Below are 25122 nucleotides of genomic sequence, written 5' to 3' on the forward strand. Positions count from 1 at the left end.
CTGCCCGTTCACAGCGCTGTCAACGCGCTTTACACTTATATGCACAGGCCAGACATGACTAACAGCAACCGTATCAAGCTCACATGGATCAGCTTCTTCTCCTACGCCCTTACCGGCGCGTTGGTGATCGTCACCGGAATGGTGATGGGAAATATCGCAGAATACTTTAATCTGCCGGTATCCAGTATGAGTAACACCTTCACCTTCCTGAACGCCGGGATCTTAATCTCTATCTTCCTGAACGCCTGGCTGATGGAAATCGTGCCGCTGAAAACGCAGCTGCGCTTTGGTTTTGTGCTGATGATTCTGGCCGTTGCCGGACTGATGCTGACCCACAGCCTGGCGCTGTTCTCCGCCGCCATGTTCGTGCTCGGTCTGGTCAGCGGCATCACCATGTCGATTGGTACTTTCCTGGTCACGCAGATGTATGAAGGCCGCCAGCGTGGTTCGCGCCTGCTGTTCACCGACTCCTTCTTCAGCATGGCCGGGATGATTTTCCCGATGGTCGCCGCTTACCTGCTGGCGCGCAGCATCGAATGGTACTGGGTTTACGCCTGTATCGGCCTGGTGTACGTCGCTATCTTTATTCTGACCATTGGTTGTGAATTCCCGGCGCTGGGCAAACATGCGGCACCGGGCGACAAGCCGGTAGTGAAAGAAAAATGGGGCATCGGCGTGCTGTTCCTGTCCATCGCGGCCATGTGCTACATCCTGGGTCAGCTGGGCTTTATCGCCTGGGTTCCGGAATACGTGAAAGGCATGGGCATGGACGTCAGCGCTCAGGGCAAACTGGTGAGTGATTTCTGGATGTCGTACATGGTCGGCATGTGGGCGTTCAGCTTCATCCTGCGCTTCTTCGATCTGCAGCGCATTCTGACCATTCTGGCAGGCCTGGCGGCGGTACTGATGTACCTGTTCATCACCAGCGCTACCGACCATATGGCGTGGTTTATCATGGCACTGGGCTTCTTCTCCAGCGCGATCTACACCACCATCATCACGCTCGGCTCGCAACAGACGAAAGTGGCGTCGCCGAAGCTGGTTAACTTTATTCTGACCTGCGGCACCATCGGCACCATGCTGACCTTCATCGTCACCGGCCCGATTGTTGCCAGTAGCGGCCCGCAGGCGGCACTGTTCACCGCCAACGGGCTGTACGCGGTAGTCTTCGTGATGTGCTTTGCGCTGGGCTTCGTTACCCGTCATCGCCAGCATGGCGCAACGGCAACTGCACACTAATCTCTGCGCCCCTTTCCTGCCGGGAAGGGGCATTTTTTGCTGTACTTCCCCGCATAAAAACACTACTCCATCCCTGTAAATGACCTCCTGATCTTAAGGAGTAGGTCGTTTTCTTAAAAACCCTGTTTTTTGCTCAGATTTTCCTCAACTCTGAAAAGCCTGACATTTCCTCAACTTAGAAAAATCCCCTGAAATCAGTCATCTACTCATTAAGGAGTAGTTAAAGGTGTAATTGATTTGCATCAATAAACGCCATTGCTGAATCGTTAAGGTAGGCAGTAATAGAAAAGAAATCGAGGCAAAAATGAGCAAAGTCAAACTCGCTATAATCGGTAACGGCATGGTCGGCCACCGCTTTGTTGAGGATCTTCTCGATAAAGCGGATGCCAGCCAGTTCGACATTACCATTTTTTGTGAAGAACCCCGTAAAGCCTACGATCGCGTTCACCTGTCTTCCTACTTCTCTCACCATACCGCTGAAGAGCTGTCGCTGGTGCGGGAAGGATTTTACGAGAAGCACGGCGTTAAGGTGCTGGTCGGCGAGCGCGCTATCACCATTAACCGCCAGGAAAAAGTGATCCACTCCAGCGCAGGCCGCACGGTCTATTACGATAAACTGATCATGGCGACCGGCTCCTACCCGTGGATCCCGCCCATCAAAGGTTCTGACACGCAGGACTGTTTTGTTTACCGCACCATTGAAGATCTGAACGCCATCGAAGCCTGCGCCCGTCGCAGCCGTCGCGGCGCGGTGGTCGGCGGCGGTCTGCTCGGTCTGGAAGCCGCAGGCGCGCTGAAAAACCTCGGCGTTGAAACGCATGTTATCGAGTTCGCGCCAATGCTGATGGCGGAACAGCTTGATCAGATGGGCGGCGAACAGCTGCGCCGTAAAATTGAAAGCATGGGCGTGCGCGTGCACACCAGCAAAAACACCCAGGAGATCGTGCAGGAAGGCGTTGAAGGCCGCAAAACCATGCGCTTCGCCGACGGCAGCGATCTGGAAATCGACTTTATCGTCTTCTCCACCGGTATTCGCCCGCGCGACAAACTGGCTACCCAGTGCGGCCTGGCAGTCGCGGCACGCGGCGGTATCGTGATTAACGACACCTGCCAGACTTCCGACCCGGACATCTACGCCATCGGCGAATGCGCCAGCTGGAATAACCGCGTATACGGTCTGGTCGCGCCGGGCTACAAAATGGCGCAGGTTGCCGTTGACCATATCCTCGGCAACACCAACGCCTTTGAAGGCGCCGACCTCAGCGCCAAGCTGAAACTGCTCGGCGTGGACGTAGGCGGTATCGGCGATGCGCATGGCCGTACGCCGGGCGCGCGCAGCTACGTGTACCTCGACGAAAGCAAAGAAGTCTATAAACGCCTGATCGTCAGCCCGGACAATAAAACCCTGCTCGGCGCGGTGCTGGTGGGCGACACCAGCGACTTCGGCAACCTGCAACAACTGGTGCTGAACGCCATTGAACTGCCGGAAAACCCGGACGCGCTGATCCTGCCCGCCCACGCAGGCAGCGGCAAACCGTCAATCGGCGTGGATAAACTGCCGGACAGCGCGCAAATCTGCTCCTGCTTCGACGTCACCAAAGGCATGCTGATTTCCGCCATCAACAAAGGCTGCCATACCGTGGCGGCGCTGAAAGCGGAAACCAAAGCCGGTACCGGCTGCGGCGGTTGTATCCCGCTGGTCACCCAGGTGCTGAACGCTGAGCTGGCGAAACAGGGTATTGAAGTTAACCATAACCTGTGCGAACACTTTGCGTTTTCCCGTCAGGAGCTGTACCACCTGATCCGCGTGGAAGGCATCAAAACCTTCGACGAACTGCTGCACAAATACGGTAAAGGCTACGGCTGTGAAGTCTGTAAACCGACCGTCGGCTCGCTGCTGGCCTCCTGCTGGAATGAGTACGTATTGAAACCGCAGCACACGCCTTTGCAGGATACCAACGACAACTTCCTGGCGAATATCCAGAAAGACGGCACCTACTCGGTGATCCCGCGCTCTGCTGGCGGCGAAATCACCCCGGAAGGGCTGATGGAAGTCGGCCGTATCGCCCGCGAATTTAACCTGTACACCAAAATCACCGGCTCTCAGCGTATCGGCCTGTTCGGGGCGCAGAAAGATGACCTGCCGGAAATCTGGCGTCAGCTTATCGAGGCGGGCTTCGAAACCGGTCATGCCTATGCCAAAGCGCTGCGTATGGCGAAAACCTGCGTCGGCTCCACCTGGTGCCGTTACGGCGTGGGCGACAGCGTGGGCTTCGGCGTCGAGCTGGAAAACCGCTACAAAGGCATCCGCACCCCGCACAAAATGAAGTTTGGCGTGTCCGGCTGTACCCGTGAATGTGCGGAAGCGCAGGGTAAAGACGTGGGCATCATCGCCACCGATAAAGGCTGGAACCTGTACGTCTGCGGTAACGGCGGTATGAAACCACGCCACGCCGACCTGCTGGCGGCGGATCTTGATCGCGATACGCTGGTGAAATACCTCGACCGCTTCATGATGTTCTACATCCGCACCGCCGACAAGCTGACCCGTACCGCGCCATGGCTGGAAAATATGGAAGGCGGCATTGATTACCTGAAGAGCGTGATCATTGACGACAAGCTGGGCCTGAACGCGCAGCTGGAAGCCGAAATGACCCGTCTGCGCGAGGCGGTGGTCTGCGAGTGGACCGAAACCGTCAACGATCCGCAGGCGCAGGTGCGCTTCAAACACTTCATTAACAGCCCGCAGCGCGATCCGAACGTGCAGATCGTCCCGGAACGTCAACAGCATCGCCCGGCCACGCCTTATGAGCGTATCCCGGTGACCATGGTGGAGGAAACCGTATGAGCCAGTGGAACACTATCTGCAACATCGCTGACATCATTCCGCAGACCGGCGTTTGCGCGCTGGTGAACGATCAGCAGGTGGCGATTTTTCGCCCGCGTCAGGACGAGGAAGTTTTTGCCATCAGCAATATCGACCCGTTTTTTGAAGCGAGCGTGCTGTCGCGCGGCCTGATTGCCGAGCACAACGGCGAGCTGTGGGTCGCCAGCCCGCTGAAAAAACAGCGTTTCCGTCTGCGGGACGGGCTGTGCATGGAGGATGAAAGCCACTCGGTCGCGCATTTTGACGCGCGGGTGAAGGATGGCGAAGTGCAGGTACGCTGTTAAGCATTCAGGGAGGCGCAACGCCTCCCCTTTTTTAAATTTTTATTTTCTTTTTAATTTTTCACACAACATCATTTTTGCGGCATCCCAAAGGATGACGTGTTAAAGGATAATCAACATGTTTACCGACACTATCAATAAATGTGCCGCGAACGCGGCGCGAATTGCCCGGCTCTCGGCGCAAAATCCGCTCGGCTTCTGGATCAGCTCCGCTATGGCGGGCGCTTACGTGGGGCTGGGTATTATCCTCATCTTTACCCTCGGTAATCTGCTTGACCCCAGCGTTCGTCCGCTGGTGATGGGCGCGACCTTCGGGATTGCGTTAACGCTGGTGATTATTGCCGGTTCTGAATTATTCACCGGTCACACCATGTTTCTGACCTTCGGCGTCAAAGCAGGCACCATCAGCCACGGTCAGATGTGGACTATTCTGCCGCAAACCTGGCTCGGCAACCTGATTGGCTCGGTGTTCGTCGCGCTGCTCTATAACTGGGGCGGCGGCAGCCTGTTACCGCTGGATACCAGTCTGGTTCATACCGCGGCGCTGGCGAAAACCACCGCGCCCGCAGGCGTACTGTTCTTTAAAGGCGCACTGTGTAACTGGCTGGTTTGTCTGGCGATCTGGATGGCGGTACGCACAGAAGGCGCGGCAAAATTCCTCGCTATCTGGTGGTGCCTGCTGGCGTTTATCGCCTCCGGTTACGAGCACTCCGTTGCCAATATGACGCTGTTCGCCCTTTCCTGGTTTGGGCATCACAGCGAAGCCTATACCCTCTCCGGAATTGGTCATAACCTCTTGTGGGTAACCCTGGGCAATACTTTATCTGGTGCCGTATTTATGGGACTGGGTTATTGGTATGCTACTCCTCGTGCTGAACGCCCGGTACCGGCGAAAGCGACGCTCACGGAAACCCTGGGCCAATAAAAATAATGAGGTAATGTCGTGCACCATCTTCCCATCTTTTGTCAATTACGCGGTCGTGACTGCCTGCTGGTCGGCGGTGGCGATGTCGCAGAACGTAAAGCCCGACTGTTGATGGAAGCCGGTGCGCGGCTCACCGTTAATGCGCTGGCCTTTTCGCCGCAGTTTACCGTCTGGGCAAACGAAGGCATGTTAACGCTGGCGCAGGGCGATTTTAATGAAGCGCTGCTCGACACCACCTGGCTGGTGATTGCCGCCACCGACGATAACGACGTCAATCAGCGCGTCAGCGATGCCGCCGAAGCGCGGCGTATTTTCTGCAACGTGGTGGATGCGCCGAAAGAAGCCAGTTTTATCATGCCGTCCATTATTGACCGTTCGCCGCTGATGGTGGCGGTCTCCTCGGGCGGCACCTCCCCCGTGCTGGCCCGTCTGCTGCGTGAAAAACTCGAAGCCGTGCTGCCGCAGCATCTCGGGCAGCTTGCGGGCTACGCGGGTAAACTGCGCGATCGCGTGAAAACCCACTTTGATAACGTGGGCGAGCGCCGCCGTTTCTGGGAAAAATTCTTTGTCAACGATCGCCTCGCCCAGTCGCTCGCCAACGACGATACTCAGGCCATCAGCGACGTCACCGAACAGCTGCTGAACGAGCCGCTGGATAAACGCGGCGAAGTGGTGCTGGTGGGCGCAGGGCCGGGCGATGCCGGGCTGCTGACCTTAAAAGGCCTGCAGCAGATCCAGCAGGCGGATGTAGTGGTGTACGACCGCCTGGTCTCCGACGACATTATGAATCTGGTGCGCCGCGACGCCGACCGCATTTTCGTCGGTAAACGCGCCGGTTACCACTGCGTGCCGCAGGAAGAGATTAACCAAATCCTGCTGCGCGCCGCGCAGTCCGGTAAACGCGTCGTGCGTCTGAAAGGCGGCGATCCCTTTATCTTCGGACGTGGCGGCGAAGAGCTGGAAACCCTGTGTCATGCGGGCATTCCCTTCTCGGTAGTTCCGGGGATCACGGCGGCATCCGGATGTTCAGCCTATTCTGGCATTCCGCTGACCCACCGTGATTATGCCCAGAGCGTGCGGTTGATCACCGGCCATCTGAAAACCGGCGGGGAACTGGACTGGGCCAACCTTGCCGCCGAAAAACAGACGCTGGTGTTTTACATGGGGCTGAATCAGGCCGCGACTATCCAGGCGCAGCTGATCGCCCACGGCATGGAAAGCGATATGCCGGTGGCGCTGGTGGAAAACGGTACTTCGGTTAAGCAGCGAGTGGTTAGCGGTTCGCTCAATGAACTGGGGGAACTGGCAACCCAGGTAGCAAGCCCGGCGCTGATTATTGTCGGTCGCGTGGTCGCCCTGCGCGATAAGCTTAACTGGTTCTCAAATCATTGATATCTTCAGATAAAGCCAGCGCCGTCTGGCTTTATTCATTTTTCTGTCCACGTTACCAGTCCGGCTCCGGACTAAGAGATCCCCTTAAAATTCAATATAATCATGCAGTTAAAATTGACCGTGGAAATATTGCGCTCTGCAATTATCCACGTCAATTATGAAAAACATGCTGATGACTATGAATAACAAGGAAGATCGAATGAAGAAGATTATTAAAATCACTGCGCTGATTGCAGCTGTTACTACCCTCTCCGCCTGTACAGGTCACGTGCAGAACAAAGCCAACAATTGCAGCTACGACTACCTGCTGCATCCGGCCATTTCTGTTTCTAAAATCATCGGCGGCTGCGGCCCGGCGGCAGCACAGTAAGGGTCTGAATCACTCTTGCACCGATACAAAAAAACCGGGAATTTCCCGGTTTTTTTCTGAACGAATGCGTTACGGCTTCGCGACAAAACCAATGGCTTCGTACACTTTTTTCAGCGTCACGGCGGCATGGGCGCTGGCTTTCTCCGCCCCTTCGCGCATGATTTTTTGCAGGAAGGCTTCGTCATTGCGGTAGCGGTGATAGCGTTCCTGTAGCTCAGTCAGCATAGCGGATACCGCGTCCGCCACTTCGCCCTTCAGGTGGCCATACATTTTGCCTTCGAAATGCTGCTCCAGTTCCGGGATGCTCTTACCGGTCACGGCAGAGAGAATGTCCAGCAGGTTAGAAACGCCCGCTTTGTTCTGCACGTCATAGCGCACGACTGCCGGTTCGTCGGAGTCGGTTACCGCACGTTTGATTTTCTTCACGACCGACTTCGGATCTTCCAGCAGGCCGATAACGTTGTTGCGGTTATCATCGGACTTGGACATTTTTTTCGTCGGCTCAAGCAGGGACATCACGCGCGCGCCGGATTTCGGAATAAAAGGTTCCGGCACTTTAAAGACGTCGCCGTAGATGGCGTTGAAGCGCTGCGCAATATCGCGGCTCAGCTCAAGGTGCTGCTTCTGATCTTCACCCACCGGCACCTGGTTGGTCTGATAGAGCAGAATATCGGCGGCCATCAGCACCGGGTAATCAAACAGACCGGCGTTGATGTTTTCGGAATAGCGCGCTGATTTATCTTTGAACTGGGTCATGCGGCTCAGCTCGCCAAAATAGGTGTAGCAGTTCAGCGCCCAGCCCAGCTGCGCGTGCTCCGGCACGTGGGACTGTACGAAGATGGTGCTTTTTTCCGGATCGATGCCGCACGCCAGATAGAGCGCCAGAGTATCGAGCGTAGCTTTACGCAGCTTTTCAGGATCCTGGCGGGCGGTGATGGCATGCAGGTCAACGATGCAGTAAATGCAGTGGTAATCATCCTGCATACCTACCCACTGACGCAGCGCACCCATATAGTTACCGATGGTCAGTTCACCTGAAGGCTGTGCGCCACTAAATACGATGGGCTTAGTCATGATTTTCTTCCTGATCCTCGCTGTGCGGGAGCCCGAGCACGGGCAGTAAATCGTTAAAGCGGTCGAACACGTGATCCGGCTCGCTAAGCGTAATGGCTTCACCGTAGTTGTAGCCGTAAGTCAGGCCAACAGAGCAACAGCCTGCGGCACGTGCCGCCAGAATATCATTGCGGGAATCGCCGACAAAGAGCAACGCCTGCGGTTCGATGCCCAGCTTTTCCGCCACCAGCAGAAGCGGCTCCGGGTGCGGTTTTTTGTTTTTCACGTCATCGCCGCCGATGACCACGCTGAAGAAACGGGCAATATTAAGCGCCTCCAGCAGCGGCGCGACAAATGGCGTCGGTTTGTTAGTGACCAGCGCCAGCGGCAGGCCCTGCGCCTGTAGGGCGGCCAGCGTCTGTTCAACGCCAGGGAACAGGAAACTGCCCTCTTCCACCACGTCGGCATAATAACGATCGAACAGTTTACGCAGCATGCGCACCTGCTCTTCTTCCGGAATATCGGCCTGGTCAACGGCAGGTTTACCCATTGATGAGCGTAAAGCCGCGCGCTCCTGACGGGCCCAGTTCAGCGCCCGCTGCATCAGCACATCAGCGCCGTTGCCAATCCAGGTGATCACACGCTCTTCCCCCGCCTGCGGCAGTTCCAGCGCGTAGAGCGCCATGTCCACCGCATGGGTTAAGCCCGGCGCGCTGTCAACCAGCGTGCCGTCGAGATCGAATGCCACGCCACGAATATCCTGCATCTTATTCATGACCGACCTTTGCGAGTTCACTGCGCATTTCATCAATCACCTGCTTATAGTCTGGCTTGTCAAAAATGGCTGAGCCTGCCACAAACATGTCAGCACCGGCAGCGGCGATATCGCGGATATTGCTCGCCTTCACGCCGCCGTCCACTTCCAGACGAATATCCCGGCCGGAAGCGTCAATGCGGCGACGCACTTCGCGCAGCTTATCCAGCGTGTGCGGAATAAATGACTGACCGCCAAAGCCGGGGTTGACGGACATCAGCAGGATCACGTCCAGCTTGTCCATCACATAATCGAGGTAGTTCAGGGAGGTGGCCGGATTCAACACCAGCCCGGCTTTACAGCCGTGTTCTTTGATCAGTTGCAGCGTGCGGTCCACGTGCTCGGACGCTTCAGGATGAAAGGTGATTATGCTGGCGCCCGCCGCGGCAAAATCCGGCACCAGTCTGTCGACCGGTTTTACCATCAGATGCACGTCAATCGGGGCGGTAATGCCGTAATTGCGCAGGGATTTCAGCACCATCGGACCCATGGTCAGGTTCGGCACATAATGGTTATCCATCACGTCAAAATGCACCACATCACCACCGGCAGCCAGCGCTTTCGCGGTATCTTCACCCAGGCGGGCAAAATCAGCCGACAGAATCGAAGGGGCTATTAAATACTGTTTCATCCGCATCTCCTTAGAGGTTTTAGCGGCGGGCGAAACGGCTCATGGGCGATACAGAGCCAGCAGTTCGTCCACCTTTTTACGTGTGCCGCCATTACTGCTTATGCTGCGCCGCACTTTTAACAAATGCATCTCCGCCTGACTGTACCATTCACGGGTTAACGACGTATCGTGATTAGAGATCAGCACCGTGATCTGCTCTTTCTTCAGATTTTCCGCCAACTGCGCCAGATGCGCCTGCTGTTCCAGGCTGAAGCTGTTAGTGTGATAAGCGGTAAAATTCGCGGTGGAGGTCAGCGGCGCGTAAGGCGGATCGCAGTACACCACCGAATCTTTGGTGGCGCGCGCCATGCTGTCGGCATAGGTTTCACAGTAGAAAAACGCGTTCTGCGCTTTCTCGGCGAAATGGTACAGCTCTGCTTCCGGGAAGTAGGGCTTCTTGTAGCGACCAAAAGGCACATTGAACTCGCCGCGTAAATTGTAGCGGCACAGACCATTGTAGCCATGACGATTCAGATACAGGAACAGGACTGCGCGACGAAGCGTATCGTGGCACTGGTTAAACTCAGCGCGCAGCTGGTAATACACCTCAGCCTGATTGGTTTGCGGAACAAAGAGTTCACGCGCGCTCTGCACATACTCATCGGTACGGGTCTTCACGATGTCGTAGAGGTTAATCAGATCGCTGTTAATGTCGGCAAGGATATAACGAGAAAAGTCGGTATTAAGAAATACCGACCCGGCACCTACAAACGGCTCAATCAGGCACTCGCCTTCCGGCAAGTGCTTTTTGATATCGTCGAGCAGGGGGTACTTGCCCCCTGCCCATTTCAGAAAAGCGCGATTCTTTTTCATGCTGACTGACTAATTACACCTTCTCCGGCTGTGGAGAAAGCTCCGACAGCAACCTGCGCTTTAATCATTATTTGAGATCGGCCTGCACCTGGTGCACTGGCTTCGCCCATGGGTTTTTCGCCTGCACATCGGCTGGCAGCGTTGCCACGGCGCGTTTGGCTTCTTCTTTAGAGGCATACACACCGCTCACCAGCACATACCACGGCTGACCGTTGCGGGAGGTCTGATAAACCACGTAGTTTTTCAGATTCTCTTTTTTCGCCCAGGCGTTCAGGTTGTTGGAGTTGGAAGAACTGCTCAACTGCAACGTGTAGTGTCCTGACGGCGCGGATTTTAACGCGCCCACATTACCCGTGGTACCACCCGCGGTGGCGGCTGGCGCTGCGGATTTCGCTGGCGTGGTCGCTGCCGGGGCCGTGGTGGTGGCTGTCGCCGCAGGCGCGGCAGGTTTAGCCGGTACGCTGGCGGTCGCTTTCGGTGCCGTGTTGGTTGCCGGCGTTTTCGCCGGTGCGGCAATCACCGTTTCCGTACGCTTCGGCTGAACCGGCACGGCTTTTGGCGCGGTCTGCGTAGCCTGCGGTTTACTCTGCGGTTTGCTTTGCGATTTCGGCTCGATCACCGCCTGCTTGCGCTCGGTGGTGCGCGGGGTCGTCTGACGTTCCGCCGTGTCGGTGGTCTGACGCGGTGCGGCAGCGCCGTTACGCAGCGGAGCCACGGTCGCCGGTTCCGTCGGCAGCGTGGAGTTAACCGCCACGTTATTGAGCTGATCCTGATTTTGCGGCTGGGTCAGCGCATTGTTCAGGTCGCCCTGCACTTCCACACGCTGCTGGCCTTCCGGCGTAGCGGCAGTTTGCGCCTGCGTCGGGGTCGAAGAAATCGGCGGCAGGGAAACGTCCTGCTGGTTGCCAGCCGTCTGCTCCGCAGAGGTGGCGCCTGGCGCAGGCTGCGTGGCGTTAGCCTGGTCGGCGGCATTGTTGGTAGTACTGCTGCCAGCCAGATCGATATTTTTCTCAGTGGACGCCGTTTGCTCGCCATTGTTTTTGCTCACCGGCGATTTCAGCGCGGAGCCGATACCGACGATTAGCAGCAACAGCACCAGGATCCCCAGGCCAATCATCATGTACTGACGAGAAGCGGGTTTCGCGGCGGCGGCTTTTTTACGATTGCGCGGACGGCGCACTTCGCGCGGCTCATCCACAGACGCGTCTTCTTCCGGATACTCCTCGTACTCCTCGTCTTCACGGGGTTTACGGGATCGCGAAGGCCGACGGTCGTCTGCTTCCAGATCGACATCATCAAAATTGATTTGCGGTTCACTGTCACGATCAGAAGATTGACGGGAACGACCAGTACGACGATCGCTGGGATCGGGTTTCAGCTCGTCTTCTGGTTTGTATTCATCCATTTAACACCCCACTCATAGGCTTATGCTTACCACGTGCATATCGCCCGAAGTTAAAACGCCACGGCTGGCGCGGCCAGACCTTTCTAATTGTTACGCTTGCTGGCAATCCGCAATGGCGTCAAGTACAACATCATGCGGAACGCCGCCGCGAACTTCACTTTTACCTATGGCAAGCGGGAGCACTAAACGCATCTCGCCCGCCAGCACTTTCTTGTCACGCATCATATGAGGCAGATAAGCCTCGCGGGACATCTCTTGCGGGCCGTTGACCGGAAGGCCGGCACGCTTGAGCAGCGTAATAATACGTTGTGTATCCTGCTGGTCGAACTGCCCGAGGCGTTCAGCCACGCGCGCCGCCATCACCATACCCGCAGCAACCGCCTCACCATGCAGCCAGTTACCGTAGCCCATTTCAGCTTCGATAGCATGACCAAAGGTGTGCCCCAGGTTCAGTAAAGCACGTAAGCCGGTTTCGCGCTCGTCAGCCGCCACAACTTCGGCTTTTAACTCGCAGCAGCGGCGAATACAGTACGCCATTGCCGGCCCGTCCAGACGCAGCAATGCATCCAGATTGTCTTCCAGCCAGATAAAGAATTCGCGGTCGAGAATGATGCCATATTTAATGACTTCAGCCAGACCAGAGGAGAGTTCACGCGCAGGCAAAGTAGATAAGCAGTCGAGATCCACCACCACCGAAGCGGGCTGGTAGAACGCGCCAATCATGTTTTTGCCAAGAGGATGGTTTACCGCCGTTTTGCCGCCAACGGAGGAGTCGACCTGCGAAAGCAGCGTGGTCGGCACCTGAATGAAGCGGACGCCGCGCTGATAGCTGGCTGCCGCAAACCCGGTGAGATCGCCCACCACACCGCCGCCCAGGGCGACCAGCGTCGTGTCGCGGCCATGAGGTTTTTGCAACAAGGCGGTGAAGACCGTGTCGAGCACTGCCAGGCTTTTATATTGCTCGCCGTCAGGCAGAACAACGCTATCTACCTTGACGCCCGCCTGTTCAAGAACACGGCGGATCTTATCGAGATACAGCGGAGCCAGTGTCTCGTTAGTGACCAGCATTACCTGATCACCGGACTTCAGAGGCAAGAAGGAAGCTGGATCGTTAAACAAGCCAGCCGCGATGGTGATAGGGTAACTACGTTCCCCGAGAGTGACGTTTATCCTCTCCATGACGCGACATCCACCTTAGTTGCTAAAACCCGAGGGGTTACGTTTAGCCAGAAATCAGTTGCTTTCCAGCATATTAATAATCTGGTTTGCGACCACTTTAGCGCTCTGGTCGTCGGTGCGAATGGTGACGTCGGCAATCTCTTCGTACAGCGGATTGCGTTCGTTCGCCAGCGCTTCCAGTACTTCACGCGGTGGTGTATCCACTTGTAACAGTGGGCGTTTTTTGTCACGTTGAGTACGAGCTAATTGCTTTTCGATAGTGGTTTCCAGATAAACCACTACGCCACGGGCGGAGAGACGATTACGGGTTTCGCGTGATTTCACAGAGCCGCCGCCAGTTGCCAGCACAATACCCTGTTTTTCAGTCAGCTCATTGATGACTTTTTCTTCGCGATCGCGGAAACCATCTTCACCTTCTACATCGAAGACCCAGCCCACATCAGCTCCGGTTCGTTTCTCAATCTCTTGATCAGAATCGTAAAATTCCATATTGAGTTGTTGAGCTAACTGACGCCCAATAGTGCTTTTGCCGGCACCCATAGGCCCAACCAGAAAGATATTGCGTTTCTCTGCCATTTTTTCGGTACTACTAAGACTATTCGTTAATGATAAACCCGCTTCGCAGACACACAACGCCGCAGGACATGAACTGAAACCTCATATGGTGAGTTCGAGAATCAGACTGAAAATTATCTCAATACTCCGGCTTGTTTGGCAACTGAATAAATCACCAATCCTTCACAGAGGTCAATTGAGGTGTGTCAGGACTATCTGACGCTCAAATCGGTACTCCTTGTAAGCTAATTCATCTCCCACGTCAAACACCTGAGTTCAGTTCAGTGCAAAAACCATCAACTTTCTTGCATATCATACGCACCATTGTTGCCACCCGCAGGCAACGTTTCCGCGGCATGGCGGCCACCTGTCGCTAACGCAGCGGCACCAGCCGGGGGGTGATAAACACCACCAGTTCCCGCCTTTCATTATCTTTTCCGTCATGACGAAACAGCTGTCCCAGCCAGGGGACGCTGGCAAGTAAAGGGACCTTATCGCGGGCGGTTTTCTTTTTATGCTGAAAAATGCCGCCCAGCGCCAGCGTGTCGCCGCTTTTGACTTCGACCTGCGTTTCGATTTCCTGTTTATCGATAGCCAGGGTTTCGCCATCCGCCTGCTGCAGGACCTGTCCGGGCATGTTCTGGCTGATATGCAGCTTCAGACGCACTCGCCCATCCGGCAGCACCGTGGGGGTGACTTCCATGCCGAGTACCGCTTCTTTAAATTCAACCGAGGTGGCGCCGCTGTCGCCGCTGGACACCTGGTAGGGGATCTCGCTGCCCTGTTTGATGCTGGCGGGTTGCAAATGGGACGCCAGCAGACGCGGGCTGGCGATGATATCGAGCTTCTGCTCCTGCTCCAGCGCCGACAGCTCAATGCCCAGCATCCGCCCGTCGATGCGCCCGATATTAAAACCGACCCGCGTGGTGGCGTTGGCCACCGACAGATCGCCGCTTAAGGCCGTCATATGACCGACTTTTGCCACCGCATCGGCGGGCGCTTCGGCCAGATCCCATTTCACGCCCAGTTCGCGCAGGCTTTTTTCATTAATAGTCACGATGTGCGCTTCAAGCTCTACCTGCGCCACCGGCAGATCCATTTGCTCAACCCAGCGGGTAAAGGTACGGAGCGTGTCGGCATTATCACGCACAAGAAGGCGATTGGTACGTTTGTCTACCGTCACCGTGCCTCTGGCGCTGAGCAGCTTCTCACCCGCAGCGGCCAGCTCGCCCGCATCGGCATAGCGCAGTACGATGCTCTGGTCCTGCAGCGGCAGGTTCAGCCGCTGCTTTTCCCGCCCGGCATCCAGACTGGCCTGTTTTTGCTGCTGCCAGGCCTGTGAATGCACATGCAGAATAGTGCCCTGCCGCTGCATGGTCAGACCCGTGCTGGCGATAACTGTTTCCAGCGCCTGTTTCCAGGGCACATTAATAAGATGCAGCGAGAGCGTACCGCTGACATCGGGCGAGACCACCAGGTTATGCTTCTCCTGCTGCGCCAGGCTTTGCAGCACCTGCACTACCGGCACGTCGTCCACCATCAGCGTGACCGGCTTCGGCGCTTCCGCCCTTGCGGTCAGGATGCTGCACATCATGATTATTCCTGTCCATTGTTTCATGCTGATCTCCCTGTCGTGTCCAGCGCCACTGCTGCGGCTCGCAGTCTGCCGCGGTAAAAATTTGCATCTCGAGGTCTGTGATCTCTCCCACCTGCCATCCGGTCGGTAAGCGATCGCCCGTGCTCACCCGCAGCCATTTGCCGCTGCCATCGCGCAGGATGCCCATGGCGCGCCCCCGCATCGCGACATAGCCCTGATAGCGCCATTGGGTCAGCTGCGCCGTCTGACAAAGGTCCGGCGGCGGCAAAAATGGATCCCGCATCCCGGTAAGCGAGATCAAAGCGGTCGCCGCCAGCATCCAGCGTTTAAGGATCATTGGCCGCCTCCAGTTGCAGAGTGAAGCGTAACTGCCCGCCTTCCGGCTCCAGCGTAAAACCCCGGACCACCATGTCGTACTCCGCCAGGCGTGCAAAAGTCGCAACCGCCTGCGCCCACTGCGCCGCCAGTTCCAGCTCACCGCCATGCAGGGCGGGCTGCCAGCGCGTCAGGGTGGCGTGCGGGGGCGCAAAATCAAGGGGCGAAAAAGCCCGCGCAGGCTCGCTTTCCGTCAGCCCCTCCGGCGGGCGCAGCGCGTACGTTTTCAGATAATGCTGGCGTAACGTCAGTTGCCGGGCGGCGCGATCGCTCTTCAGTTGCGCCAGCCTGTTTTCCGGCGGGCGAATGGCTATCCACCACAGGCAGACGGCAAGGCCACACGTCAGCATCAGCCACAGCGCCACCCGGCCCCGCCCGGTTAAGCCGTACCAGAAATCAAGGCACCGCTGCATGGGCTGCGTCCTCAATTAATTGGTGCTGAAACTGCCAGCGGCCCTGCGCATCGCGGGTGGTCGCCCCGGCAGTACCGGGATGAAAGCCGGGGATCTGGCCGAGCGCATCGTCGAGCCGGGATAAGGCCGCAAGCGAGGCGGCGACGCCTGCCAGTGCAAGTTTTCCCTGCTGATAGCGCAACTGCGTCAGCCAGGCCTTATCCGGCATCTGTTCTGCCAGCTGCGTCAGGCTGCGTTGCCATTCCCGCGTTGCTGCACGCTGCTGTAAGCGTTTCGCCTGCTGCTGCCAGCGCTGCTGCGCCTGTGTCCGCTCTGCGTGGCGTTGGCTCAGCGCCGCAAACAGCGTGGCGTCGGCGTCCTCTATAAGAAAGTTAATCCGCTGCTCCGCCTGGATACCCTGTCGTCCGGCCAGCGTCACCAGCAGCAGGATCAGCACGGTAGCGGTATAGACCGCGCACCAGAAGCGATTGCGTCGCCGCTGACGCTGTAAACGCCAGGGCAGAAGATTGACCATGTACATGCTCAGCGCGCCTCACCCAGCGCCAGGCCAATGGCGATCGCCCAGGCGTCGCCGTTTACCGGTAAAGGCGGCTGGCGATGGGCCACAGCGCACCAGGCATCAAAGCCCGCCGCCGCTTCGCACACCTGCCCCAGCGCTGGCTCCAGGCCCAGCTTAAGCGCCAGCGCTTGCGGCGAATCAATGCCCTGCGCCGGATATCGTCCCCAGCGCTCCCGCGTGGCCCACAGCCACTGGCCGGGATCGCGCCAAATCAGCCAGCGGGCAGGCGGCGCGAGCAGCGGGATCAGCCGTTGCAGGGCGCAGGCATCAGGCGTGATGGCGGCAACGTGCAGACGCAGCGACCGCGCCAGTTCAAGCACGTCGGCAATCTCTTTTTGTTGCGCCGCCGTCACGCGGTAGGCGTCCTGCAGCGTGTCTTCACTGTAGTCGAAGCGTAAATCTTCCCCCGCCATGTCCAGTTCCCGCGCGAGGCTTCCCGTCATCCACGACAGCCGTTCGCGTTCGCCAAGGCGCATCGCCGGACGGGGAAAGGTCTTTTGCAGGGTACGTCCCGCCGGAAAAGCGAGCCGGATATGGTGGCGGCGCGGCAGCGTTTTGCTCCAGGGCAACAGCGTCTGTGAAAGCACATCGAACTGCCGGATTTGCCCGTCGACGACGACATCGTCGGCCAGCGGCACCTGCCACCAGCGGCGTAGCGCCCACTGCGTCTTTTCGCGGATCAGCGCAACGCCATACACGCCACTCTGTTGAATATGCAGTCCTATTTGCCAGTGCCCGAATGCCATCATCAGCGATCTCCTTATCGGTCGCCAAAGTGACGACCCTATCAATGCATCAGGCTTGCCTTTATACTACCGCGCGGTTGTTTATAAACTGCCCAGATAAAACTAAATGGGAAATCTCCGGTGAAGTTCGTAAAGTATTTATTGATCCTTGCAGTCTGTTGCATTCTGCTGGGAGCAGGCTCGATCTATGGCTTATACAAATATGTTGAGCCGCAACTCCCTGATGTCGCCACGCTCAGAGATGTGCGTTTGCAAATCCCGATGCAGGTTTACAGCGCTGACGGCGAGCTTATCGCTCAGTACGGTGAAAAACGGCGCATCCCGCTGACCTTAAACCAGATCCCGCCGGTGATGGTGAAAGCGTTTATTGCGACAGAAGACAGCCGTTTTTATGAGCATCATGGTGTCGATCCCGTGGGGATTTTCCGTGCGGCAAGCGTGGCGCTTTTCTCCGGTCATGCCTCGCAGGGCGCGAGCACCATCACGCAGCAGCTGGCGCGAAACTTCTACTTGAGCCCCGAACGCACCCTGATGCGTAAAATAAAGGAAGTGTTTCTCGCCATCCGCATCGAACAGCTGATGAATAAAGACGAGATCCTCGAACTTTATCTCAACAAAATTTACCTCGGTTACCGCGCCTACGGCGTGGGCTCTGCCGCGCAGGTTTATTTCGGTAAGTCAGTCGATCAGCTGACGCTGAGCGAAATCGCCGTGATCGCCGGTCTGCCCAAAGCGCCGTCGACCTTCAACCCGCTCTACTCGCTGGAACGTGCGACCAGCCGTCGAAATGTGGTGCTGTCGCGTATGCTCAGCGAAGGGTATATCTCGCAGACGGAGTACGATCAGGCGCGCGGCGAGGCGATTGACGCCAATTATCACGCGCCGGAAATCGCCTTCTCAGCGCCTTATCTGTCAGAGATGGTGCGCCAGGAGATGGTGTCCCGCTATGGCGAGAAAGCCTATGAAGATGGCTACCGCGTTTACACTACAATCACGCGTCAGATGCAGCAGGCCGCTCAGCAGGCGGTACGTAACAACGTGCTGGATTACGACATGCGCCACGGCTATCGCGGCCCGTCGAACGTGTTATGGAAGCTGGGTGAAAGCGCATGGGATACCCAGAAAATCACCCGCACGTTAAAAGCGCTGCCGACCTACGGGCCGCTGTTGCCTGCCGTGGTCACGGGCACCAGCCTGCAGGAAGCGACGGCAATGCTGGCAGATGGCACCTCAGTGTCGCTGCGTATGGAAGGCATGCGCTGGGCGCGTCCTTACCGTTCGGATACCGCGCAGGGCGCTACGCCGCGCAAAGTCACCGATGTGGTGCAGGCCGGACAGCAAATCTGGGTGCGTCAGGTTGAGGATGCCTGGTGGCTGGCGCAGGTGCCGGACGTCAACTCGGCGTTGGTGTCCATCAACCCGCAAAACGGCGCGGTGATAGCGCTGGTCGGCGGCTTCGATTTCAATCAGAGCAAATTTAACCGCGCCACCCAGGCGCTGCGTCAGGTGGGCTCAAACATCAAGCCATTCCTCTACACGGCGGCGATGGACAAAGGGCTGACGCTGGCGAGTATTCTCAACGACGTGCCGATTTCCCGCTGGGATGCGGGCGCAGGCTCTGACTGGCAGCCGAAGAACTCCCCTGCGGAATACGCCGGGCCGATCCGTTTGCGTCAGGGCCTGGGCCAGTCGAAAAACGTGGTGATGGTGCGTGCGATGCGCGCCATGGGCGTGGATTACGCGGCAGAGTATTTGCAGCGCTTCGGCTTCCCGGCGCAGAACATCGTGCATACCGAATCGCTGGCACTGGGATCGGCGTCCTTTACGCCGCTTCAGGTGGCGCGCGGTTATGCGGTGATGGCGAACGGCGGCTTCCTGGTGGATCCGTATTTCATCAGCAAGATCGAAAACGATCAGGGCGGCGTACTCTTTGAAGCCCGTCCGAAGATCGCCTGTGCGGATTGCGATATTCCGGTTATTTACGGCGAAACGCAGAAATCCGGCGTGCTGGAGAACAAAGACGTGGAAGACGTCGCCCGCTCGCAGGAGCAGCAGAACGCCGTCGTACCGATGCCGCAGCTGGGACAGGCTAATCAGGCGCTGGTGGCGCAAACCGGGGCGCAGGAGTACGCGCCGCACGTCATCAATACTCCGCTGGCGTTCTTAATCAAAAGCGCGCTGAACAGCAATATCTTTGGCGAACCGGGCTGGCAGGGCACCGGCTGGCGTGCGGGCCGCGATCTGAAACGTAATGATATCGGCGGCAAAACCGGTACCACCAACAGCTCGAAAGATGCGTGGTTCTCCGGCTACGGCCCTGGCGCGGTCACCTCGGTATGGATCGGCTTTGACGACCATCGCCGGGATCTGGGGCGCACCACCGCCTCGGGGGCGATTAAAGATCAGATCTCAGGCTATGAAGGCGGTGCGAAGAGCGCCCAGCCTGCCTGGGATGCCTTTATGAAACACGCGCTGGAAGGCGTACCGGAAGAACCGCTGACGCCGCCGCCGGGCATTGTAACCGTCAATATCGACCGCAGCACCGGTCAGTTGGCCAACGGCGGCAACAGTCGTCAGGAGTATTTCATCGAAGGTACGCAGCCGACACAGCAGGCGGTACATGAGGTGGGAACGACGATTATTGATAACGGCGAGACGCACGAACTGTTCTGATCCTAAAGCCCTCTCCCGCCGGGAGAGGGCCATAAAACTACAGCCTGCCCTGCCCTTTCAGCCATTCCCGCACCAGGAAAAGCGCGCTGACATTGCGTGCTTCATTGAAATCGGGATCTTCAAGCAGATCCATCAGATGGGCCAGCGGCCAGCGCACCTGCGGCAGCGGTTCAGGCTCATCCCCTTGCAGCGACTCCGGATAGAGATCTTCTGCCACCACGATATTCATTTTGCTGGAGAAATAGGACGGGGCCATGCTCAGTTTCTTCAGAAACGTCAGGTTATGCGCGCCAAAACCCACTTCCTCTTTTAACTCGCGGTTCGCGGCTTCATACACGCTTTCGCCCGGATCGATAAGCCCTTTCGAAAAGCCCAGTTCATAGGCTTCGATCCCCACGGCATATTCACGGATCAAAATCAGATGGTCATCGACGATGGGCACAATCATTACGGCTTCGCGCGTTGACGGGCGCATGCGCTCATAAACACGACGCTCGCCGTTGCTGAATTCCAGATCCACGCTTTCAACGTTAAATAACCGTGATTTAGCGACGGTTTCGACGTTAAGAATGGTGGGTTTTTGCAATGATTTACTCATTATGATGGGGTCTTTACAGTGAAAACTCTGTTTATTGTGCGGTATAGCGAGCAGTTTGGGCAACGGCATTCGCGCTCAATTTACATATTTGTAACGTCAACTAGTACATTCATCATTTCATTAAAAAAGTCAAGAGCTTGAATTGAGATTAGGAATTTGCTGATATTGCATGCAGCGCGTGTTTTGTTACTATCCTGCGCGCTGGTATGCGCTTAAAAGAATTCAGTTTTATACTTGCCCGAAACCAGCCATGTGATGACGTTTTTTTTGGAAAGGGTGCTACTGACCACACCTCTGTAAAAAAAGTAAGATGGGGAAAGTATGAGCACCATTTTGATTTTTTTCGCTGCCTGCCTTGCCTGCGCACTTCTTGCATGGTGGTTTTTCAGGCGACGGACGAAGCGCCTCTACCGGCTACCAAATCTTCAGGTTTTTGCTGATGCCGCCACGCGTAAATTAACCGCCGATGAGCGCAGCGCGGTTGAAAGTTACCTCGATTCGCTATCCCGTATCCTGGATGTCCCCGGCCCGACCGGTGCGACCACGCCGCCGGTGGCGATGGCGTTAAATACGCAAAGCAACACGGTTTTTTCCGTGACGCACGCGATCACCCGATACGGCATCAACACTGACGATCTCAATAAATGGCGCTACTACCTTGATGCGGTAGAAGTTCATTTGCCGCCGTTCTGGGAACAGTACATCACCGATGAAAACGCGGTGGAACTGATCCACACCGACACCCTCCCGCTGGTCATTTCCCTCAACGGCCATACCCTGAGCGAATACATCCAGGAGACGCGCGGCTACTCGCTGGAAGTGCAAACCTCCACTCAGGCTTCCATTCGTGGCGAAGAGAGCGAGCAGATAGAACTGCTGAATATTCGCCAGCAAACGCGGGAAGAGTATGCCCTGAGCCGCCCGGACGGGCTGCGGGAAGCCCTGCTGATCAGCGCCTCTTTCCTGTTATTTTTCTTCTGCCTGGTCACGCCTAACGTTTTTGTGCCGTGGATGGCAGGCGGGGCAATCATGCTGCTGGCCGCAGGCCTGTGGGGATTATTCGCGCCGCCGGCAAAAAATACGTTACGTGAGATCCACTGCCTGCGCGGCACGCCAAAGCGCTGGGGGCTGTTTGGTGAGAACGATCAGGAGCAGATCAATAATATTTCCCTCGGCATTATCGATCTGATTTATCCGCCGCACTGGCAGCCCTATATCGCGCAGGACTTAGGCCAGCAGACGGACATTGATATTTATCTCGACCGCCATGTAGTGCGCCAGGGGCGCTTTTTATCCCTGCATGACGAAGCCACGCATTTCCCGGTTCAGCACTGGCTGCGCAGCGCCATTATCGCGGCAGGCGCGCTGATCGTGCTGGTGATGCTGCTGGTCTGGGTGCCGCTGGATATGCCCATCAAATTTACCGTGTCATGGATGAAAGGCGCGCAGACCATTGAAGCGACCAGCGTGAACGAGCTGGAAAAGGCGGCGGTGCGCGTGGGAGATACCCTGAGCCTGCGCGGCACCGGTATGTGCAGCATCCATGCGTCAGGCAACTGGAACGCCCAGCAAAAGTCGCCGTTTACACCGTTCGACTGCTCGCAGATTATCTGGAACGATGCGCCGCCCCTGCCGCTGCCGGAATCCGATACCGTTAATAAAGCCAGCGCGCTGATTCAGGCGGTTAACCGCCAGCTGCATCCCCAGACAGAAGAAGATTCCCGCGTCAGCGCCGCGCTGCGTTCGGCCATAGAAAAATCCGGCATGGTGTTGCTGGATGATTTTGCCGATATCGTGCTGAAAACCCAGGATCTGTGCGCCGCCGAAGATGAGTGTCTGCGTCTTAAAAACGCGCTGGTTAACCTCGGCAATACCAAAGACTGGGAGGCGCTGACCCGTCGCGCCAGCACCGGTAAACTCAGCGGCGTGAACGTGCTGCTGCGCCCGGTCAGCGCCGAATCGCTGGATAATCTGGTGGACACCTCCACCGCGCCCTTTATTACCCGTGAAACCGCTCGTGCAGCGCAGGCGCTGAACAGCCCGGCGCCTGGCGGCTTTGTGATTGCCAGCGATGAAGGCAGCGAGCTGGTGGATCAGCCGTGGCCGCCTGTCGCGCTGTATGACTATCCGGCGCAGGATCAGTGGGGAGAGTTTCAGCGGCTGGCGCAAATGCTGATGCAGACGCCGTTCAGCGCCGAAGGGATCATCACCAATATTTATACCGACGCCAACGGCACCCGCCACATCAGCCTGCACCGTATGCCCGACAGCGCCGGACTGTGGCGTTATGCCGCGACCACCCTGCTGCTGGCGGCGCTGATCCTTTGCAGCCTGTATAACGGCATTCAGGCCCTGCGCCGCTATCAGCGCCATCGCACCCGCCTGGCCGACATTCAGCAGTACTATGACAGCTGCTTCAACCCGACGCTGATCTCCGCCCCGGACAACATTATCTGATAATATTCGGCGCGGGCTTTGGTTGCAGCCCGCGCCGAATTTTCCTTCTGTCCGGAGTGTTCTATGCATATTGATATTGACTGGCAAAACGTGGATACCGTTTTGCTGGACATGGACGGCACCCTGCTCGATCTGGCGTTTGATAACTATTTCTGGCAAAAACTGGTGCCGGAAACCTATGCCGCACAGCGGGGCATCACGCCGCAGGAAGCGCAGGCGTATATCGGCCAGCAATATCATGCCGTGCAGCATACGCTAAACTGGTACTGTCTGGATTACTGGAGTGAACGCCTCGGGCTGGATATTTGCGCCATGACCACCGCGCAGGGCGCGCGGGCGGTATTGCGTGAAGACACCGTGCCGTTTCTGGATGCGCTGAAAGCCTGTGGTAAACGCCGTATTTTACTGACCAATGCGCACCCGCATAACCTGGCGGTGAAGCTTGAGCATACGGGCCTGGGTTCACACCTTGATTTATTACTTTCCACCCACACATTTAGCTATCCGAAAGAGGATCAGCGATTATGGCAAGCCGTACAGCAGGAGACCGGGCTTGATCCGGAACGCACCCTGTTTGTGGATGACAGCGAACCCATCCTTGATGCGGCGGCACAATTCGGTATTCGCTACTGCCTCGGCATTACGAATCCGGATTCCGGGATCGCTGAAAAGCAATATCAGCGCCATCCGGGGCTGAATGACTACCGCCGTTTGATCCCCGCGCTCGGCGTGAAGGAGACGCGATGAAAGAGAAACCCGCACAGCAGGTCCGCCTTGATAAATGGCTCTGGGCGGCACGCTTTTACAAAACCCGCGCGCTGGCACGTGAGATGATCGAAGGCGGCAAAGTGCACTACAACGGACAGCGCACCAAACCGAGTAAGATTGTTGAGCTGAATGCCATGCTGACGCTGCGTCAGGGAAATGACGAACGCACGGTAGTGGTGAGCGCCATTACCGAACAACGCCGTCCGGCGAGTGAGGCGGTGGCGTTGTATGAAGAAACGGCGGAAAGCGTTGAAAAACGCGAGAAAATGGCCGAGGCCCGTAAACTTAACGCGCTCACCATGCCGCACCCCGATCGCCGTCCGGATAAGAAAGAACGCCGCGACCTGATAAAATTTAAATTCGGTGAAAAAGAGTAATCTTCACCCTAAGACGAGATGACTATGGCCCAACACGACCAATTGCACCGCTACCTGTTTGAAAACTATGCCGTTCGCGGCGAACTGGTGACGGTATCCGGGAGCCTGCAACATATCCTTGAAAATCATGATTACCCGCAGCCGGTGAAAATGATCCTCGGTGAGTTGCTGGTCGCGACAAGTTTACTGACTGCCACCCTGAAATTCGCCGGTGATATCACCGTGCAGTTGCAGGGCGATGGCCCGATGAGCCTCGCCGTGATCAATGGCAACAACCGCCAGGAAATGCGCGGCGTCGCGCGCGTGCAGGGCGACGTGCCTGACAATGCCGATCTGAAAACCCTTATCGGCAACGGTTATCTGGTGATCACCATTGCGCCGGAAGAAGGCGAACGCTATCAGGGCGTTGTCGGTCTGGAAGGCGATACGCTGGCCGAATGCCTGGAAGATTACTTCATGCGTTCTGAGCAGCTGCCGACGCGTCTGTTCATTCGCACCGGCGTGGTCGACGGTAAAGCGGCGGCGGGCGGTATGCTGTTGCAGGTCCTGCCGGCGCAGGATACCCAGGCCAATGACTTCGAACATCTGGCGACGCTGACCGATACCATCAAGCTGGAAGAGCTGACCACGCTGCCCGCCAACGACGTGCTGTGGCGTCTGTACCACGAAGAGGAAGTGACCCTCTACGATCCGCAGGACGTGGTGTTTAAGTGCACCTGCTCCCGCGAGCGTTGCGCCGGGGCGCTGCGTACCCTGCCGGATGAAGAAATCGACAGCATCCTGGCGGAAGAAGGCGAAATCGACATGCACTGCGATTACTGCGGTAATCACTATCTGTTCAATTCGATGGATATTGCGGAAATCCGCAATAACGCCTCCCCTGCGGATCCGCAGGTGCATTAATCCTGACTCGCGCGTCGCCGCCCGGCGGCGCGCCTTAAATCTTCATGAAACAGTTACGTAATTTCCTTTCATG

At 57.0% G+C, this 25122-nt stretch carries 24 protein-coding genes; 11 read left to right on the forward strand and 13 right to left on the reverse strand.

From position 1 onward, the window contains the following. Positions 1-54: 54 nt before the first annotated feature. The 6 genes from tsgA (at position 55) to BMF08_RS03900 (ending at position 7094) form a co-directional block, all read left to right on the forward strand. Positions 55-1239, forward strand: coding sequence for an MFS transporter TsgA (tsgA, locus tag BMF08_RS03875; protein WP_072571256.1), 1185 nt, complete (start codon positions 55-57; stop codon positions 1237-1239). Between the two features lie 304 nt (positions 1240-1543). After that, a complete protein-coding gene (nirB, locus tag BMF08_RS03880) occupies positions 1544-4087 on the forward strand; it encodes a nitrite reductase large subunit NirB (RefSeq protein ID WP_072571255.1) in 2544 nt (847 codons plus the stop codon). Beyond that, a complete protein-coding gene (gene nirD, locus BMF08_RS03885; RefSeq protein WP_072571254.1) occupies positions 4084-4410 on the forward strand; it encodes a nitrite reductase small subunit NirD in 327 nt (108 codons plus the stop codon). Before nirB ends, nirD begins: the two co-directional genes overlap by 4 nt. Positions 4411-4525: 115 nt before the next feature. After that, a complete protein-coding gene (nirC, locus tag BMF08_RS03890; protein WP_072571253.1) occupies positions 4526-5332 on the forward strand; it encodes a nitrite transporter NirC in 807 nt (268 codons plus the stop codon). 18 nt (positions 5333-5350) lie between these two features. Then, positions 5351-6724 carry a siroheme synthase CysG gene (gene cysG / locus BMF08_RS03895; RefSeq protein ID WP_072571252.1) on the forward strand — a complete coding sequence of 458 codons (1374 nt, stop codon included), beginning with the start codon at positions 5351-5353 and terminating at the stop codon, positions 6722-6724. Positions 6725-6923: 199 nt separating this feature from the next. Then, positions 6924-7094 (forward strand): YhfL family protein, encoded by a 171-nt coding sequence (locus BMF08_RS03900; RefSeq protein ID WP_072571302.1) that lies wholly within the window; start codon positions 6924-6926, stop codon positions 7092-7094. Positions 7095-7163: 69 nt separating this feature from the next. On the opposite strand, the gene trpS is transcribed toward BMF08_RS03900, so the two are convergent. The 12 genes from trpS to BMF08_RS03960 form a co-directional block, all read right to left on the reverse strand. Continuing rightward, a complete protein-coding gene (gene trpS, locus BMF08_RS03905; protein WP_072571251.1) occupies positions 7164-8168 on the reverse strand; it encodes a tryptophan--tRNA ligase in 1005 nt (334 codons plus the stop codon). Continuing rightward, a complete protein-coding gene (gene gph, locus BMF08_RS03910; protein ID WP_072571250.1) occupies positions 8161-8922 on the reverse strand; it encodes a phosphoglycolate phosphatase in 762 nt (253 codons plus the stop codon). Before gph ends, trpS begins: the two co-directional genes overlap by 8 nt. Further along, the gene (gene rpe, locus BMF08_RS03915) at positions 8915-9592 is read right to left on the reverse strand and encodes a ribulose-phosphate 3-epimerase (protein ID WP_072571249.1); all 678 of its coding nucleotides are present in this window, start codon (positions 9590-9592) and stop codon (positions 8915-8917) included. Before rpe ends, gph begins: the two co-directional genes overlap by 8 nt. A gap of 39 nt (positions 9593-9631) precedes the next feature. Then, positions 9632-10444: an adenine-specific DNA-methyltransferase gene (dam, locus tag BMF08_RS03920; protein ID WP_072571248.1), complete on the reverse strand. Its 813-nt coding sequence runs from the start codon at positions 10442-10444 to the stop codon at positions 9632-9634. Between the two features lie 67 nt (positions 10445-10511). Beyond that, positions 10512-11849: a cell division protein DamX gene (damX, locus tag BMF08_RS03925; protein ID WP_072571247.1), complete on the reverse strand. Its 1338-nt coding sequence runs from the start codon at positions 11847-11849 to the stop codon at positions 10512-10514. Between the two features lie 90 nt (positions 11850-11939). Next, positions 11940-13028, reverse strand: coding sequence for a 3-dehydroquinate synthase (aroB, locus tag BMF08_RS03930; RefSeq protein WP_072571246.1), 1089 nt, complete (start codon positions 13026-13028; stop codon positions 11940-11942). A gap of 54 nt (positions 13029-13082) precedes the next feature. Next, complete coding sequence (gene aroK, locus BMF08_RS03935) at positions 13083-13604, reverse strand: shikimate kinase AroK (protein WP_072571245.1); 522 nt, start codon at positions 13602-13604, stop codon at positions 13083-13085. 352 nt (positions 13605-13956) lie between these two features. Continuing rightward, entirely contained in the window at positions 13957-15177 is a 1221-nt protein-coding gene (gene hofQ, locus BMF08_RS03945) for a DNA uptake porin HofQ (RefSeq protein ID WP_234007210.1), read from the reverse strand. Further along, positions 15062-15517 (reverse strand): HofP DNA utilization family protein, encoded by a 456-nt coding sequence (locus tag BMF08_RS21310; RefSeq protein ID WP_072571243.1) that lies wholly within the window; start codon positions 15515-15517, stop codon positions 15062-15064. The genes hofQ and BMF08_RS21310 overlap by 116 nt, the downstream gene beginning before the upstream one ends. Then, entirely contained in the window at positions 15507-15968 is a 462-nt protein-coding gene (locus BMF08_RS21125; protein ID WP_072571242.1) for a HofO family protein, read from the reverse strand. Before BMF08_RS21125 ends, BMF08_RS21310 begins: the two co-directional genes overlap by 11 nt. Continuing rightward, positions 15952-16488, reverse strand: a complete 537-nt coding sequence (locus BMF08_RS03955) for a PilN domain-containing protein (protein ID WP_072571241.1) — start codon at positions 16486-16488, stop codon at positions 15952-15954. The genes BMF08_RS21125 and BMF08_RS03955 overlap by 17 nt, the downstream gene beginning before the upstream one ends. 2 nt (positions 16489-16490) lie before the next feature. After that, positions 16491-17273, reverse strand: a complete 783-nt coding sequence (locus tag BMF08_RS03960) for a DNA utilization protein HofM (RefSeq protein ID WP_072571301.1) — start codon at positions 17271-17273, stop codon at positions 16491-16493. 120 nt (positions 17274-17393) lie between these two features. Between BMF08_RS03960 and mrcA the strand changes: the two genes are divergently transcribed. Next, positions 17394-19946, forward strand: a complete 2553-nt coding sequence (gene mrcA / locus BMF08_RS03965; RefSeq protein WP_072571240.1) for a peptidoglycan glycosyltransferase/peptidoglycan DD-transpeptidase MrcA — start codon at positions 17394-17396, stop codon at positions 19944-19946. A gap of 37 nt (positions 19947-19983) precedes the next feature. On the opposite strand, the gene nudE is transcribed toward mrcA, so the two are convergent. Beyond that, positions 19984-20544 (reverse strand): ADP compounds hydrolase NudE, encoded by a 561-nt coding sequence (gene nudE / locus BMF08_RS03970; RefSeq protein ID WP_072571239.1) that lies wholly within the window; start codon positions 20542-20544, stop codon positions 19984-19986. Positions 20545-20865: 321 nt separating this feature from the next. Between nudE and BMF08_RS03975 the strand changes: the two genes are divergently transcribed. The 4 genes from BMF08_RS03975 to hslO all read left to right on the forward strand — a co-directional run bounded on the left by BMF08_RS03975 (position 20866) and on the right by hslO (position 25049). Continuing rightward, positions 20866-23001 (forward strand): intracellular growth attenuator family protein, encoded by a 2136-nt coding sequence (locus BMF08_RS03975; RefSeq protein ID WP_072571238.1) that lies wholly within the window; start codon positions 20866-20868, stop codon positions 22999-23001. Positions 23002-23064: 63 nt separating this feature from the next. Beyond that, the gene (gene yrfG / locus BMF08_RS03980) at positions 23065-23748 is read left to right on the forward strand and encodes a GMP/IMP nucleotidase (protein WP_072571237.1); all 684 of its coding nucleotides are present in this window, start codon (positions 23065-23067) and stop codon (positions 23746-23748) included. Beyond that, the gene (gene hslR / locus BMF08_RS03985; protein WP_072571236.1) at positions 23745-24146 is read left to right on the forward strand and encodes a ribosome-associated heat shock protein Hsp15; all 402 of its coding nucleotides are present in this window, start codon (positions 23745-23747) and stop codon (positions 24144-24146) included. Before yrfG ends, hslR begins: the two co-directional genes overlap by 4 nt. A gap of 24 nt (positions 24147-24170) precedes the next feature. Further along, positions 24171-25049, forward strand: coding sequence for an Hsp33 family molecular chaperone HslO (gene hslO / locus BMF08_RS03990; protein ID WP_072571235.1), 879 nt, complete (start codon positions 24171-24173; stop codon positions 25047-25049). Positions 25050-25122 lie beyond the last annotated feature (73 nt).

The sequence above is a fragment of the Enterobacter sp. SA187 genome, assembly GCF_001888805.2.
Classification (GTDB): Bacteria; Pseudomonadota; Gammaproteobacteria; order Enterobacterales; family Enterobacteriaceae; genus Enterobacter_D.

Coding starts and splice junctions, on each gene's coding strand:
- tsgA (WP_072571256.1), top strand. CDS start 55: ATGACTAACAGCAACCGTATCAAGCTCACATGGATCAGCTTCTTCTCC.
- nirB (WP_072571255.1), top strand. CDS start 1,544: ATGAGCAAAGTCAAACTCGCTATAATCGGTAACGGCATGGTCGGCCAC.
- nirD (WP_072571254.1), top strand. CDS start 4,084: ATGAGCCAGTGGAACACTATCTGCAACATCGCTGACATCATTCCGCAG.
- nirC (WP_072571253.1), top strand. CDS start 4,526: ATGTTTACCGACACTATCAATAAATGTGCCGCGAACGCGGCGCGAATT.
- BMF08_RS03900 (WP_072571302.1), top strand. CDS start 6,924: ATGAAGAAGATTATTAAAATCACTGCGCTGATTGCAGCTGTTACTACC.
- trpS (WP_072571251.1), bottom strand. CDS start 8,168: ATGACTAAGCCCATCGTATTTAGTGGCGCACAGCCTTCAGGTGAACTG.
- gph (WP_072571250.1), bottom strand. CDS start 8,922: ATGAATAAGATGCAGGATATTCGTGGCGTGGCATTCGATCTCGACGGC.
- rpe (WP_072571249.1), bottom strand. CDS start 9,592: ATGAAACAGTATTTAATAGCCCCTTCGATTCTGTCGGCTGATTTTGCC.
- dam (WP_072571248.1), bottom strand. CDS start 10,444: ATGAAAAAGAATCGCGCTTTTCTGAAATGGGCAGGGGGCAAGTACCCC.
- damX (WP_072571247.1), bottom strand. CDS start 11,849: ATGGATGAATACAAACCAGAAGACGAGCTGAAACCCGATCCCAGCGAT.
- aroB (WP_072571246.1), bottom strand. CDS start 13,028: ATGGAGAGGATAAACGTCACTCTCGGGGAACGTAGTTACCCTATCACC.
- aroK (WP_072571245.1), bottom strand. CDS start 13,604: ATGGCAGAGAAACGCAATATCTTTCTGGTTGGGCCTATGGGTGCCGGC.
- hofQ (WP_234007210.1), bottom strand. CDS start 15,177: ATGATGTGCAGCATCCTGACCGCAAGGGCGGAAGCGCCGAAGCCGGTC.
- BMF08_RS21310 (WP_072571243.1), bottom strand. CDS start 15,517: ATGATCCTTAAACGCTGGATGCTGGCGGCGACCGCTTTGATCTCGCTT.
- BMF08_RS21125 (WP_072571242.1), bottom strand. CDS start 15,968: ATGCAGCGGTGCCTTGATTTCTGGTACGGCTTAACCGGGCGGGGCCGG.
- BMF08_RS03955 (WP_072571241.1), bottom strand. CDS start 16,488: ATGTACATGGTCAATCTTCTGCCCTGGCGTTTACAGCGTCAGCGGCGA.
- BMF08_RS03960 (WP_072571301.1), bottom strand. CDS start 17,273: ATGGCATTCGGGCACTGGCAAATAGGACTGCATATTCAACAGAGTGGC.
- nudE (WP_072571239.1), bottom strand. CDS start 20,544: ATGAGTAAATCATTGCAAAAACCCACCATTCTTAACGTCGAAACCGTC.
- BMF08_RS03975 (WP_072571238.1), top strand. CDS start 20,866: ATGAGCACCATTTTGATTTTTTTCGCTGCCTGCCTTGCCTGCGCACTT.
- yrfG (WP_072571237.1), top strand. CDS start 23,065: ATGCATATTGATATTGACTGGCAAAACGTGGATACCGTTTTGCTGGAC.
- hslR (WP_072571236.1), top strand. CDS start 23,745: ATGAAAGAGAAACCCGCACAGCAGGTCCGCCTTGATAAATGGCTCTGG.
- hslO (WP_072571235.1), top strand. CDS start 24,171: ATGGCCCAACACGACCAATTGCACCGCTACCTGTTTGAAAACTATGCC.